Below are 13,325 nucleotides of genomic sequence, written 5' to 3'. Positions count from 1 at the left end.
TGGGTAGAATAATAAAATATTTTCTCAAGAAAAATACTTAATTATGTTCCCCATTCTTTCCTTATCCTTTTTTGGTAAAGACTTGAGAGATCTTTTTTTCTTTCTCATCATCAATAAGAGAAGTTAAACCACTAATCGGTTCCGACGATTTACGACTATTTTGCGGACCAACCGCTATCTCAGAACCCTTACCTGCTGCAAATGCATCAATAATTTCTTCAAGGCGTTCAGCTGTAAGATCTTCATAAGTATCTTTAAAAATCATAACCATCGGAGCATTCACACAAGCACCAAGACACTCTACCTCTTCCCATGATAAGGTTCCATTCTGATTGGTTGCAAAAGGTTCATGATGAATTTTTTTCTGACAAACTTTAATCAATTCGTCAGAACCACGTAACATACAAGGCGTTGTACCACAAACTTGAATATGCGCTTTTGTTCCAACAGGCTTAAGCTGAAACTGAGTATAAAAAGTAGCAACTTCTAAGACACGGATATAAGCCATGGAAAGAATCTGAGCAATATGCTCAATCGCTGCACGTGTCACCCAACCATCTTGCTCTTGAGCACGCATTAATAATGGAATTACAGCAGACTGCTCACGCCCTGCAGGATATTTTTTTATGGTATTTTTTACCCATATCTGATTTTCTTTTGTAAAAGAAAACTCAGCGGGCTGATAAACATCATCTGCAAGACGGCGTACGGACATTAGCGATCAACCTCCCCAAAAACAATATCAATCGAACCCAAAATAGCTGTAGCATCTGCTAACATATGACCTCTGGTTAAAAAATCCATAGCTTGGAGATGAGCAAACCCAGGAGCACGCAACTTGACACGATAAGGCTTATTGGTTCCATCAGAAACAAGATAAACACCAAACTCACCCTTCGGAGCTTCCACAGCAACATATACTTCTCCAGGAGGTGTATGAAAACCTTCCGTATAGAGTTTAAAGTGATGAATCAGTGCTTCCATCGAGCTTTTCATTTCACTCCGCGTCGGTGGTACAATTTTGCGATCCAAGCTCGAAACTGGTCCATTTTTTTCAGTACTCAGTAAACGCTCCACACATTGGCGCATAATTTTCGCTGATTGACGCATTTCTTCCATACGAATAAGATAGCGATCATAACAATCGCTATTTTTACCTATAGGAATATCGAATTCCATTTCATCGTAACATTCATAAGGCTGACTTTTACGCAAATCCCATGGAACACCAGCTCCACGAATCATAACCCCAGAAAAACCGCGTGCCCAAGCTTCATCAATACTTACAACGCCAATATCCACATTACGCTGCTTAAAAATCCGATTTGGGGTCACAAGCGCATCAAGTTTTCCGAGAGAAATAAGAAATGGATCAATAAAATCACCAATATCCTCAACTAAAGATTCTGGTAAATCTTGATGCACGCCACCAGGACGAAAATAATTTGCATGAAGACGAGCACCACAGGCACGCTCATAAAAAATCATCAATCTTTCACGTTGCTCAAATCCCCAAAGCGGTGGTGTTAAAGCACCAACATCCATTGCCTGTGTCGTTACATTAAGCAAATGATTAAGAATACGCCCAATTTCAGAAAACAAAACACGTATTAATTGCCCTCTTTTAGGAACTTTTATATCTAATAACTTTTCAATAGCAAGAACAAAAGCATGTTCCTGATTCATAGGAGCAACATAATCCAAACGATCTAGATAAGGACCAGCTTGGAGATAAGTCTTTGTTTCCATTAATTTTTCAGTACCGCGATGCAACAACCCAATATGTGGATCTACACGCTCAACAACTTCACCATCCAGCTCCAGAACCATGCGCAAAACCCCATGCGCGGCAGGATGCTGCGGACCAAAATTGATATTAAAGTTTCGAACATTGACCTCAGCCACAATCAACCCCTTGCTTTTTAAAAAACTTCATATCAAATATCAAAAAAATCTATCACGCTAAAAAATATTTAATTATTTAAGAAATACAGTACCCTAATATAATGCCTTATCAAAACCAATATTATTTTTTTTCATCTGCTTTCCCATCACATGGCAAAGTATACTGTCCTCCTTCCCAAGGAGAAAGAAAATCAAAATTACGCATCTCTTGGCGCAAAACAACAGGCTCATAAATCACCCTCTTTGCTTCATTATCATAACGGCATTCAACAAATCCTGTCACAGGAAAGTCTTTGCGTAAAGGATATCCTTCAAACCCATAATCTGTTAAAATCCGTCTCAAATCCGGATGTCCTGAAAATAAAATCCCATACATATCATACGTTTCACGTTCATACCACTCTGCGCCAGGATAAACCGTACAAGCTGAAGCAACAGGAGTATTTTCATCTGTACGAACTTTTACACGTAAGCGTAAATTCTCACGAGGAGATAACAATTGGTAAGAAACATCAAAGCGCTTATCGCGAGAAGGATAATCCACACCACTAATGTCTGTAAGATTAATAAATTGACAGCGAGAATCATCACGAACAAACATTAAGACATCGATAATTGCATCAAGACGTGCCACAATGGTCAATTCACCAAAAGCAAGAACAGTCTCTTCAAGCTTATTTTTTAATTTGTTTTCCAAATAAGCAGCAAGCTCAACCAATGTTTCATCCACCATGACAAGAAAACTCTCTATCGCTCTATGGATCCGGTACGACGGATTTTTTTCTGTAGCAACAATATGCCGTATAATAATGCCTCTGCTGTAGGTGGACACCCTGGGACATATATATCGACAGGCACGATACGATCACATCCCCGCACTACTGAATAGGAATAATGATAATATCCCCCACCGTTTGCACATGATCCCATAGAAATCACATAACGTGGCTCTGGCATCTGATCGTACACTTTTCTTAAAGCAGGAGCCATCTTATTTGTCAGAGTACCTGCCACCACCATCACATCTGACTGGCGGGGTGAAGCTCGTGGTGCATATCCAAAACGCTCATTATCATAATGAGGCATTGAGCATTGCATCATTTCGATAGCACAACAAGCCAAACCAAAACTCATCCACATTAAAGAACCGGTACGTGCCCAAGTAATCAAAGCATCTGCCGAGGTAACTAAAAAACCCTTATCTGATAATTCAGCATTGATATCACGAAAAAACTTATCATCAGATCCTATCAGCCCACCAGTATTGGGATCAATGATTCCTTTTGGTTTTGGAGCCTCAATCGTTGAATTATTAGATCTTAATTCCATTCAAGGGCTCCTTTTTTCCATTCATATATAAATCCAATAGTCAAAATCGCTAAAAACACAATCATCGACCAAAAGCCAAACATACCTATTGATTCGAATGAAACAGCCCAAGGAAAAAGAAATGCAACTTCAAGATCAAAAATAATAAATAAAATTGATACCAAATAGAAACGAATATCAAACTTCATGCGTGCATCACTAAATGAATTAAACCCACATTCATAAGCCGATAATTTTTCAGGATCGGGGGAACGATATGCTACAATGTAAGGTGTAATCAACAAAACTCCAGCAATAACCGCTGACACAATAATGAAAATCAAGACTGGCAAATAAGAGCTCAATAAATAAGCCATAACCCTCTTCCATCGTAACGAAATGCCTGAGTTTAACACAATGTTTCAATATTGCGAGACCAAACAGACAAATTTAACAATCGCTCTATTAACTCTACTCATACTGCTTCAAAGGCATACAGAGCGATACTTTTCTTATCGGCATAGGTAACGCAGAGCAAAGAAAGACGCAAGCCCTATTCTTATAAACCATATAAAAAGAAAGAAAAAACATATTTATTCCCCAATCAAACACTCCACCACATTACTCATAGCATATGGATATTTTAAAAAGGAAATTTCATAAGGAATCACGAAATGGCGCGAGTGACGGGGCTCGAACCCGCGACCTCCGGCGTGACAGGCCAGCACTCTAACCAACTGAGCTACACCCGCGCATTTTTTTTCGAACCAATTTAATTTGGTACAAGCGGTCGTGTAAGGGGTTCATGCGTTCATGTCAAGAAGGATTATGCATTTTTAAAAAAAATTATCAAATCCCATCTTTATTCTTGCGTTTAGAAAAATTCTTCCTTAAATAGTCTCCATTCAATTGCTGATCATTGCATTGGGCGATTAGCTCAGCTGGTAGAGCGCCTCGTTTACACCGAGGATGTCGGGAGTTCGAGTCTCTCATCGCCCACCATATAGCTTTATATTCCTATTAAGTTTTTGGAATTCATATCTTTTTTACTGCGAGGGGTGCCTTAATAAAGTTAAGGGAATAGGGTTTTTCAACCTATCTCTATAGGACGCCTCTTTTTTTGCAAACTTTCTCAAGAACGTCTTTTAATTCTGCTAAGTTTTGTTGTGAAAAATTCTCTAAATTTCTAACAAACTCACCAACAGCTTCATGCCTCAACGGATCAGAAGTCTTGATTGTAAAACTTTTGCGTCAAACATAAGCTTCTTTTCTTAAGAGTAAAGCCTTCTCTTGATCTAAATCATAGAGTTCAATTATCTTTTCCTCCAGTCCTACAGGAACAGATTTTTTGCCAATTTCTACAGAAGATAAAAATGATACAGATATGTCTAATTTCTTAGCCATATCTATAGAGGCGTTCTGAGCGAACAATACGAAGTTTGCGTAAAGTTTTACCAAAGGGGGTAACATTTGAAAAATCCTTTAGAAAGAATAAGTATTTTATTCTGATTCTAATAAAGTTTTTCAAATTTTGGTTAGTCTTTATTTTTAGTGTGTGGAGATCTTGTCCAATACCTCTATACAAAAACCGTTATCAAGCATATACAATATCTCTTATGGTGAGAAATTATTAACTTTTCATCAGGAATAGTGTGTTTAATATCATTATAAAATTTAAATATTACAACGAGATATATAAATAAAATATATTGGTGTACTTATGCTTGTCAATCTTAATGCTATAATCCGCGATTTTTCTTCAGAAACGAATATCGTTACAGTTCTTAAGGAATCTATCGTTAACTCTATACAAGCTCATGCAACAAAAATTGATATTTTATTCCAACTTTATGGCAATGCAGATTTGTGGGAGAATCAACCAATTTTTTCTATAAGTGTTTTTGATAATGGAGATGGATTTACAAAAGAGAATATCAAATCTTTCTCTACTTATAAAAGTGATTATAAAATTCAAGAAGGATGTAAAGGGGTTGGACGTATTACTTACTTGAAAATATTCGAAGAAGTTAAAATCATTAGTTTTAGCAAAGATGAACATCATGCTCAAATTTCACTGAATTTCACTCCACAGTTTACACAAGATTCTTTTAAAAAAGAAAATGGCGAAAAAGATAAATGGTGGAATACACATTTATCTTTTGAAGGGCCTTATAAACAAAATGTGTTGGATATAAACCTAGTTCATAATGAAATTTACTATCATCTTCTTCCTTTACTTTTTTAAAGAAAGATGAAAATATCCAAATTAACTTTTATGTACATAATGTAGAAAATTTAGAAGATGTAAATAACTTAAGGGATGTAAAAAATTTAGAAGATGTAGAAAGCTTAGAGAAAAGAACAATCAATACGCAAGGCTTTAGAAACTGTTATAAACATCTGTTTCAAACGTTTAAACAGTATTTAGAAAGGCTTTCATAAGTTTCTTTTAAACATAACTTTTTTGTAAATTAATCGCTCTATATTTGTGCTCTGTGTTTTTAAATGGTAACTTTTAAAACGTTTTTTAGTACCATATCTAAGGTAAAATAGTATTTTACTGCTGTGGTATTAGCCGCCTCCATTTTTTTGTGGAAGCGAATAATTCCGTTCTTAAAAACTAGTCTGCAATCTATTCATTAAAAGGCTTTTCATTTCATAAGATATAAAATACCTCTTTATCGTTTTTTTAACTTTTATTAAGCGTTTTAAAAGCGATCTTATCCTTAATCCTTTTATGCAATCTTTATAAATTAAACCTATAAGCTTATGATTGCTTCAAACGATTATTCCTTTTTAAGGTTTCGCTCAAAAAAGAGCAAAACTCATACCATTCTTTAAACGTATAATCGATAATTCCAAACGACTAAATTTTTAAACAATGTGATTTGTGCTGTGATAAAAACGTGTCATAAAATTTATAAACTGTTATAAATGATATCTGCTTTTCATTTCATTTGAATGCACACATGCGTTATAACATTTACATCATGATTTGCTTTTTATGGTCTATTCATACATGGCAATCTTATATAAAAAATGATCAAATGAATCATGCATAAAAGTGTGGATTCTTAAGTGGATTCATATAAAATAATTTCACACAACCTATTGACTTTATTTCATTTTTTAGTATTATATCTTATATGACCGACACTAAGTGCGAAAGTGTTCTCTTATGACGATAAACATCTCGCTTTACAGGTATCGGTCCTCCGGTCTTAACCCGAATATAATGACGTGTCATCAGACTTCTCTTAACAATTGGTTACGAATTCAACGACTATACTTGCTTGACCAGCTTGTACTGTCTTATCAGCTTTAGCATAGAGAGTAAGTTCTTCATCATAAGGGATAAACTCCTTCTGATTGGTAGGCTTAACCTCTTTTACTGCCTGTTGTTTGATTTCTGCTTCACCAAACTCAGTCCCTCCAGCAGTGCACCCTATTTTGACCTTTGTGTCCGAAAATGCTGTCTTAACAAACACTTTAATCGAAGTAATCAAAGCACCACGAGGTAGCGTACCTATTCTCATAGCGTTTTCTTTATCTTCATAGCTAAAATTAAGCCGCAAAAAACTTACCTGCTGGGTATGAAGATTTCTCCCTTGCAAGGGCTGTGGTAAATAATCTGCCATGTTTTATCCCCTCAATGATTTGTCACAAATTGCACAACCACAACACACTCACCAGCCGCAGTTGTTTTGTCTCGTGTTGCATAAAGGGTCATCTCCTTATCATCTGCTACAAAAGACTTTTGATCTGTTGGCGTAAAATCTTGTGTGCCTTGGGCTTTGATGTCTTTTTCTCCAAACTCATTACCGCCATAGGTGCTGCCTATCTTCAACTTCGCTTCTGAAAACGCGGTCTTGACAAAAGCCTTCATCGAAGTGATCAAAGCGCCACGGGGTAATATCCCTATTTTCGTTGTGAGATGCTTATCTTTATGCGAGATATTCAAACGTAAGAAACTCACCTGTTGGGTGTGAAGATTTCTCCCTTGCAAAGGAGGTGGTAAATGATCTGCCATGTCTTGTTTTCCTCCTTAATGATTACGCTGCTGCTTCACCGCTGTAGGTGGGGATAACAATCGTTCCAAAATCTTGCGCTGTTTGTGCGCTATTTGGCATTTTGAAACGGGTCTTCTTCATTCCTATCAATGTTTTAGCTGCAACACCAAATTCACGTTCATAATCAAAATATTCTTCTTTGAGTGTGTAATGCGTTGCACTGTGATTCTTGCCAAAACCTATAACCGCACTTTGGGCTCCTAAGAACACCGCACGACGTACACTCTTTACCGCTGTATTATTTGTCGAGTTAACACCATGGGTGACATGAATAGCTTCGCGTAAAACAACACCATTATACATGCCAAGAGAACCATCAAAGATTGGGTTCTTTGCACGAGAGGTCGCATAAACAGATTTTTGAATATCTAACCACTCACCAGCTGCTGTATTGGTTCGCAATTGCATAACTTGTGTTGGATGCAAATAGAGAACATAAACATTATCACCGTTAACATGGACGGGGGAAATTTGCGGATTGGCAAGTTTGGCTTGTTTAACCGCTTCATCAATAAGCTTCAAACTAAAACTATGTTTGGCTTTATCATTAAGATCTTCATCTTTGGTTTTCCCATCGGGGCGGATAATACGTTCACTGCTTGGTGCCATGATTTCATTAAAGCCATAATGAACCGGCTTAATATACACTTCTCGACCATCAACACTGATCGTACGGGCTGTATAACCACATACCTGAAGAAAGAACATGATGCTTAAACGATTGGCATACCAGCGAACCAAACCTTCTTTCGCTTTCTTACGTAAATTCGGGAGAATTCTTTGTTGGTCAATTGAATCATCATTGGCGACACGCGCTGCATGTAAAAGCTCATTAATCACCAACCTATCATTCATAAATTGAAGCGCTTCTTCATTGCCCTCTAAGGTTTCTCCTTGCGTGACACCGTCCCCAAAAAGATTGACCAACAAACTAAATGTGACACTATCCCCTGCACTCTTATGGGTTTCATTGTAAAGCTGGATAATGCTGTTCGAACTTTTGCCAATAAGAGGGGCAATTTTTGTCGCTTTCAAAACTTCATTGCTTAATTTCTGTGACCACAATTTCACCGATTGCGGATCATGGGTTCCTATATGTGTTGTTGCCATTGATTTCACCTTTCTTTGCTGTAAAAAAAAACCGGCTTAAAGCCGGTGAAAAACCCGCATCAAAGGCGGATTATGTTGTAAAACTTATTGCCTAATCAGGGTCTGCACCCATTATTTCATAAAAACGGGCTTCATTTTTCGGGTTCGATATCCACGCGTTAAATTCTTTCTCTGACATATTCGCAAGTGTCTCTTTGGTCATAGGACCTGTAATACTCCCCCCTCCTCCAGATGCTGTTAAGGTTCGCGCAGAATTCTGCCGGCTTTGAAGCGCTGCTACTTGATTATTGGCTTGCACTGCTTGGTTCTGATAACCAAGGTTTTGCGCTATCCTATAAAGCTCTTCTGCTGGATTAACCCCCTTTTGGGCGCAAGTCGCTACAATCGTACGCAATTCATCCCCTATAATCGCATCTATCGTGCTCTTTTGCGCATAAGTCGGATAAACAGATGACCAAGCACTTAATTGCTTTGCACGCGTCTCATAAAGAAAATCTGCCGCCGCATCAAAATCACTGTATTTATCTTTGATTGATGTAACAGAACTTTCTAAAAACTGGTTCAAATGTCCATTAAATTCGTGGGTTTCAATGGCTTGCCTTTGAACATCTTGTTGTGCACGAATATACGCATCTTGCTCTTGAAGCTTTTTTCCCATCCAACCCATGTAGCCAATGATGTCTTGTGTAGGATCTGGAGGTCCGCCTTCCCCTTCAACACTTGGCGATTGAGATTGAGGTTCATAAAACTTGACAAGCGCTTCACGGGCTTGTTGAGCTTGTTGTTCTGCACGTTGCCGATCTATAGGAACGATTTCTGAAGGCTTGTCAACGGGCTCTGCAACCGGCTCCGGAGGTGTGGCATCATTGCTCTCAACCGTCTCGACCTCATAATCACTCTCAAAAGAGCTCTCATCATCAAATACCGGTGCTCCAACCCTGTAATCTTCATTCATAGCTTCGTTCATTTCTGCATTCATTCTTTCACCTCTCTCAAATATGCATGCCTCTGTGCAATGCTATTCTCTCTCGCATAATCTGATTGTGTGCTTGTTCATTGAGAAGCTTCTGACGTTCAATGTCATGCCTCTGTTGCATCATTTCGGCTTCCAATTCTGCTCTCTTTTGACGCATGAACAATTCAATCTGCTTTTGTTGCAAATCCATCTGTTGCATCTGGCTTTTAGCAGCAATATCCTGCTGCTTTTCTTGCAACTTCATTTCTTGTTCCGGATCCATTTGCTGTTGTTGGGCTTGTTGTGCCATTTGCTGCTGTTGCATCTTCTCACTCACACGATTGAGTAATGACGCAGGCAAGGGTGAGTAACGAAGCAAATCAAGCATGATATCCGGTGTTACGGCATTTTGAAGCAACGGTAATAATTGCGTGATAATACCAAAGGTACGCTCTTTCTCATTCGGGCTGGTTGGCGCATCATCCACCACAATATCGTAATCTACACTCATCACTGCTTCACGTGTTAAGGGAATATATTGCGCATTCTCCTCACCCGATATCCGCACCAAACGACCATCAGACAAGTAATTCTGTATCAGATGCAAAATAATCTTACCTTGCCGCTTGCGATACAAACGCAAGCCATCAAACAGACAAGCAAGCAGGTTAAGACTAGATTGACGCCGTTGTGCTTCTAAAATCCCTGCTTGTGAAACTTCTCTCGTCCCTATAAACTCAGGCGATAAACCCGTAACTTGATGATGCGGCATCATATCAAAAAAAATACAACAAAGTCAATATGTTGCGTGTAATTATTTTTATGAATCCACTTAAGAATCCATCCTTTTATACGTGATTCATTTGACCATTTTTTATATAAGATTGCCATGTATGAATAGATCATAAAAAGCAAATCATGATGTAAATATTATAACGCATGTGTGCATTCAAATGAAATGAAAAGCAGATATCATTCATAACAGTTCATAAATTTTATGATACGTTTTTATCACAGCAGAAATCGCATTGTTTTAAAATTTAGTCGTTTGAAATTATCGATAATATAAATCGCATACGTTTAAAGATCACTCTTGTTTTAAAGATTGGATTGTTAATCGCATAAAATAACAAATTAACGTTCGCCAAAATTGGCGAGCGCAAAATAGAGAGCTGTCATAACAGCAGCATCATAACACCGAACATTTTAAAGATTGCATAAAAGGATTAGGGATAAGATTGCTTTTAAAACGCTTTCTAAAAGTTTAGAAAACGATAAAGAGGTCTTTTATATCTTATGAAATCAAAAGCCTTTTAATGAATAGATTGCAGGCTAATTTTTAAAAACGGAACTATTCGCTCCCACAAAAAAATGGAGGCGGCTAATACCACAGCAGTAAAATACTATTTTACCTTAGATATGGTACTAAAAAACGTTTTAAAAGTTACCATTTAAAAGCACAGAGCACAAATATAGAGCGATTAATTTGCAAAAAAAGTTATGTTTGAGTGCAAAATAAAAAGACGCTTATGAAAGCTTTTCTAAATACGTTTAAACGTTTGAAACTGATGTTTATCAGTTTTAAAGTCTTGCGTTTGATAAAAGCGGCTGTTTATTGTCTTATGAGAGTTTGTTTTAAAAGCCAACGTTTGCAAATGTAAAAAACGGGTTTTGTTAAAGCTAACAAGCGTTTTGATTTTATAGAATGCGTTATTTGAATTCACTCAGCTCGATTTTGAGCTTAGTATATTGAAACGTTTTAAAAGAAGCATTTTAATCATGTGCTTTATTTCAAATGACTACCTCACAAGGAGGGTGTTATGATTAATACGTTTGAGAGCAACGAAAAGCGTTTATAGGCTTTCTCATTCAAATGAGTGATTAAAAGATCATATGCATCATTTACATTCCTTTTGATAAGTTTTCTATATCTTGAATAGAGCGCTTGCAATATAATACGTTTTGTATATATGCATTCATTGCCTTATGGTAGATGTTTCATTAGAGAATAGACATTTGAAAGCCGCGTCACGTTAAATGACACGGCTTTTTTGCATTCTCTCTTTTATGATGCGTTTATAGCCATCAAGAAGGCACCCCCATGTCTATTTTTATTCTGGTTCATCAACAATCTTGACAAGGTTATCGCTTTCATAAACCTCATAATTTATAGGAACTTCCTTTACTTTGCTTTTCTTGGTTAATTTCGCATTGCCATAAGCACGTCCCCAGACCTTAGTATAGAATAAAACCTTGGCATTGCCAAAAACAGAGCCATAAATTTCAGCACAACCGCCCACCAAAGCACCGCCATAGACCTTGCCATGTATTTTTGCACGACCATTAATAAAGGCATAATTATAAACCTTGGCATAGCTATGAATACGAGCCGAGCCAGCAACAATGGCACGACCATAGACCATTGCATGACTAAAAACCGTAGCATCATAAGAAACATGAGCATAATCATAAATATGAGCATCAGCAAGAACGCGGGCAGCACCACTCACATGAGCATAGCCATAAACATTGCCATAAACATGAGCATTGCCATAGACACAAGCATGGTCATAAATTTTTGCGTATAGAGAGATAAAAGCCTTTCCATAGATTTCACAATTCCCATAGACTTGACCACAGACTTGCGAATAATGCCGTATTTTTGCATTGTCATAAACACGGGCATGACCATAGACACAAGCATCATCATAAACCCAGCAATTGCCATCATGGGAGAGGTTGACTTCCTTTTCGATAAAACCGCCTAAAGCACCCGCTTTTATATCATCAAAATCTCTTAAAGCCCGAATGCGATAAAGGCTTGTAATATTGCGAGTAAGAGCATGTTTGATTTTTTTGATTTCGCTGGTTAATTCGTATTTTTTACACATAGGGATACCCTCACAATCTAATGTGATAAACAGTTGATAAAATTTGAAATGGAAAATTGGTTTGGAAAGCAGGCGCCCCCGCCGCGCCCGTGTCTTATTTACGCAGTATCTTTTCTAGACTGATTATCATCACAGATATCATTCGTAATTTTTTCACGGCTATTAACCACGGCATTGTCATAAATTCTTGCAAAGGACCCCACACGAACCGAGCCAGAAACATTGGCATCATCATAAATACTTGCATAACTCTTAATCCATGCATTGCAAAAGACATGCGCATTGCCATAAATACACGCCCCCCCATAAATGCGTGATTTACCATAAACATGGGAATTCCCATAAACAAAGCCACTCACATGAGCATTTTCATATACACGGGCATTATCATAGATATGTGCACTAGGAGAAACATTAGCATTATCACAAACCATGGCATTGCCATAAACTAGACCACAGGCCCTAGCATTGTTACTAATTTTTGCATTGTCATAAATGCTAGCATCTTTACCAAAAACCCATGCCTTATCACAAACCACGGCATTCCCATAAACTTTAGACCCCCTAGCAATAATGGCATCATTACGTATTTTTGCGTTATCAGAAACGACAGCATTGCAAAAAACACCAGCATTATCATAGACCCAGCAATTGCCATCATGGGAGAGGTTGTTTCATTTTCAATAAAACCGCCCAAGGCACCAGCCCTAACATCATCAAAATCTCTTAAAGCACGAATGCGGTGTACAGTAATCCCTTCAAAAGTATGATTTTCATTAGTTAATTCGTATTTTTTAGATACAGTTATAGTGGACATAGGTAACACCCTAAGTTCATATTTGATAAATTTTAAAATGAGATGTTTAAAGAGGGGCGCCCCCGCACCGCCCGCACGTTATTTACGCAGCGTCATTTTCATATTCGCTGTCATTATCATCGTCATAATACCACTCACAATCAGCATAATATTCATGACGATAATAATCATCTTCACTTCCAAATTCAGGATATGCCTCATCCCAAATATGATCATCAGCAGTTAAAGAGGCGGCGCTATGAACATAAGAATCGCCAGAGATAAGAGCC

10 protein-coding genes, 2 tRNA genes and 5 pseudogenes are annotated in these 13,325 nt (G+C 37.6%); 2 read left to right on the top strand and 15 right to left on the bottom strand.

The window, feature by feature from the left end:
- Positions 1-24: 24 nt before the first annotated feature.
- The 6 genes and pseudogenes from nuoE to ACFILT_RS06210 form a co-directional block, all read right to left on the bottom strand.
- Positions 25-715, bottom strand: a pseudogene (gene nuoE, locus ACFILT_RS06235) (NADH-quinone oxidoreductase subunit NuoE).
- On the bottom strand, positions 715-1,905 hold the full coding sequence (locus ACFILT_RS06230) for an NADH-quinone oxidoreductase subunit D (RefSeq protein WP_375611877.1): 1,191 nt from the start codon (positions 1,903-1,905) through the stop codon (positions 715-717). The pseudogene nuoE and the gene ACFILT_RS06230 overlap by 1 nt, the downstream one beginning before the upstream one ends.
- A gap of 121 nt (positions 1,906-2,026) precedes the next feature.
- A complete protein-coding gene (locus ACFILT_RS06225) occupies positions 2,027-2,638 on the bottom strand; it encodes an NADH-quinone oxidoreductase subunit C (RefSeq protein WP_375613458.1) in 612 nt (203 codons plus the stop codon).
- Between the two features lie 14 nt (positions 2,639-2,652).
- A complete protein-coding gene (locus tag ACFILT_RS06220; RefSeq protein ID WP_375606831.1) occupies positions 2,653-3,234 on the bottom strand; it encodes a NuoB/complex I 20 kDa subunit family protein in 582 nt (193 codons plus the stop codon).
- Entirely contained in the window at positions 3,225-3,590 is a 366-nt protein-coding gene (locus tag ACFILT_RS06215) for an NADH-quinone oxidoreductase subunit A (protein WP_005773599.1), read from the bottom strand. The genes ACFILT_RS06220 and ACFILT_RS06215 overlap by 10 nt, the downstream gene beginning before the upstream one ends.
- Positions 3,591-3,888: 298 nt before the next feature.
- Positions 3,889-3,965: transfer RNA gene (locus tag ACFILT_RS06210), tRNA-Asp, on the bottom strand.
- Between the two features lie 174 nt (positions 3,966-4,139).
- On the opposite strand from ACFILT_RS06210, the gene ACFILT_RS06205 reads away from it, so the two are divergent.
- A tRNA-Val gene (locus ACFILT_RS06205) sits at positions 4,140-4,215 on the top strand.
- Between the two features lie 99 nt (positions 4,216-4,314).
- Here ACFILT_RS06205 and ACFILT_RS06200 read toward each other — a convergent pair.
- Positions 4,315-4,717 (bottom strand): annotated as a pseudogene (locus tag ACFILT_RS06200) (helix-turn-helix domain-containing protein).
- 216 nt (positions 4,718-4,933) lie between these two features.
- On the opposite strand from ACFILT_RS06200, the gene ACFILT_RS06195 reads away from it, so the two are divergent.
- Positions 4,934-5,458 carry an ATP-binding protein gene (locus ACFILT_RS06195; protein WP_375679754.1) on the top strand — a complete coding sequence of 175 codons (525 nt, stop codon included), beginning with the start codon at positions 4,934-4,936 and terminating at the stop codon, positions 5,456-5,458.
- 1,012 nt (positions 5,459-6,470) lie between these two features.
- Here the strand turns inward: ACFILT_RS06195 and ACFILT_RS06190 are convergent.
- From ACFILT_RS06190 to ACFILT_RS06155, 8 genes and pseudogenes are all read right to left on the bottom strand, one after another.
- A complete protein-coding gene (locus tag ACFILT_RS06190; RefSeq protein ID WP_375675717.1) occupies positions 6,471-6,851 on the bottom strand; it encodes a hypothetical protein in 381 nt (126 codons plus the stop codon).
- Positions 6,852-6,862: 11 nt separating this feature from the next.
- A complete protein-coding gene (locus tag ACFILT_RS06185) occupies positions 6,863-7,243 on the bottom strand; it encodes a hypothetical protein (protein WP_375679753.1) in 381 nt (126 codons plus the stop codon).
- Positions 7,244-7,265: 22 nt separating this feature from the next.
- The gene (locus ACFILT_RS06180; protein ID WP_375679752.1) at positions 7,266-8,393 is read right to left on the bottom strand and encodes a N4-gp56 family major capsid protein; all 1,128 of its coding nucleotides are present in this window, start codon (positions 8,391-8,393) and stop codon (positions 7,266-7,268) included.
- A 91-nt stretch (positions 8,394-8,484) separates the two neighbouring features.
- On the bottom strand, positions 8,485-9,372 hold the full coding sequence (locus ACFILT_RS06175) for a hypothetical protein (RefSeq protein ID WP_375679347.1): 888 nt from the start codon (positions 9,370-9,372) through the stop codon (positions 8,485-8,487).
- Between the two features lie 13 nt (positions 9,373-9,385).
- Positions 9,386-10,111: pseudogene (locus ACFILT_RS06170) on the bottom strand (phage portal protein); the annotation flags it as partial.
- 1,348 nt (positions 10,112-11,459) lie between these two features.
- Positions 11,460-12,239: a hypothetical protein gene (locus ACFILT_RS06165; protein ID WP_375679751.1), complete on the bottom strand. Its 780-nt coding sequence runs from the start codon at positions 12,237-12,239 to the stop codon at positions 11,460-11,462.
- Positions 12,240-12,337: 98 nt separating this feature from the next.
- Positions 12,338-13,056 (bottom strand): annotated as a pseudogene (locus ACFILT_RS06160) (hypothetical protein).
- Between the two features lie 82 nt (positions 13,057-13,138).
- A pseudogene (locus ACFILT_RS06155) lies at positions 13,139-13,325 on the bottom strand (hypothetical protein); the annotation flags it as partial.

The organism is Bartonella sp. AP7XZML (genome assembly GCF_042195745.1).
Taxonomy (GTDB): Bacteria; Pseudomonadota; Alphaproteobacteria; order Rhizobiales; family Rhizobiaceae; genus Bartonella.
The sequence above is the reverse complement of the archived record's forward strand: the minus strand, read 5'-3'. Positions and strand labels throughout refer to the sequence as shown.

What these genes read in the sequence shown, in the direction of transcription:
- ACFILT_RS06225 (WP_375613458.1), bottom strand. Translation starts at nt 2,638, where the DNA reads ATGGTGGATGAAACATTGGTTGAGCTTGCTGCTTATTTGGAAAACAAA.
- ACFILT_RS06220 (WP_375606831.1), bottom strand. Translation starts at nt 3,234, where the DNA reads ATGGAATTAAGATCTAATAATTCAACGATTGAGGCTCCAAAACCAAAA.
- ACFILT_RS06215 (WP_005773599.1), bottom strand. Translation starts at nt 3,590, where the DNA reads ATGGCTTATTTATTGAGCTCTTATTTGCCAGTCTTGATTTTCATTATT.
- ACFILT_RS06195 (WP_375679754.1), top strand. Translation starts at nt 4,934, where the DNA reads ATGCTTGTCAATCTTAATGCTATAATCCGCGATTTTTCTTCAGAAACG.
- ACFILT_RS06190 (WP_375675717.1), bottom strand. Translation starts at nt 6,851, where the DNA reads ATGGCAGATTATTTACCACAGCCCTTGCAAGGGAGAAATCTTCATACC.
- ACFILT_RS06185 (WP_375679753.1), bottom strand. Translation starts at nt 7,243, where the DNA reads ATGGCAGATCATTTACCACCTCCTTTGCAAGGGAGAAATCTTCACACC.
- ACFILT_RS06180 (WP_375679752.1), bottom strand. Translation starts at nt 8,393, where the DNA reads ATGGCAACAACACATATAGGAACCCATGATCCGCAATCGGTGAAATTG.
- ACFILT_RS06175 (WP_375679347.1), bottom strand. Translation starts at nt 9,372, where the DNA reads ATGAATGCAGAAATGAACGAAGCTATGAATGAAGATTACAGGGTTGGA.
- ACFILT_RS06165 (WP_375679751.1), bottom strand. Translation starts at nt 12,239, where the DNA reads ATGTGTAAAAAATACGAATTAACCAGCGAAATCAAAAAAATCAAACAT.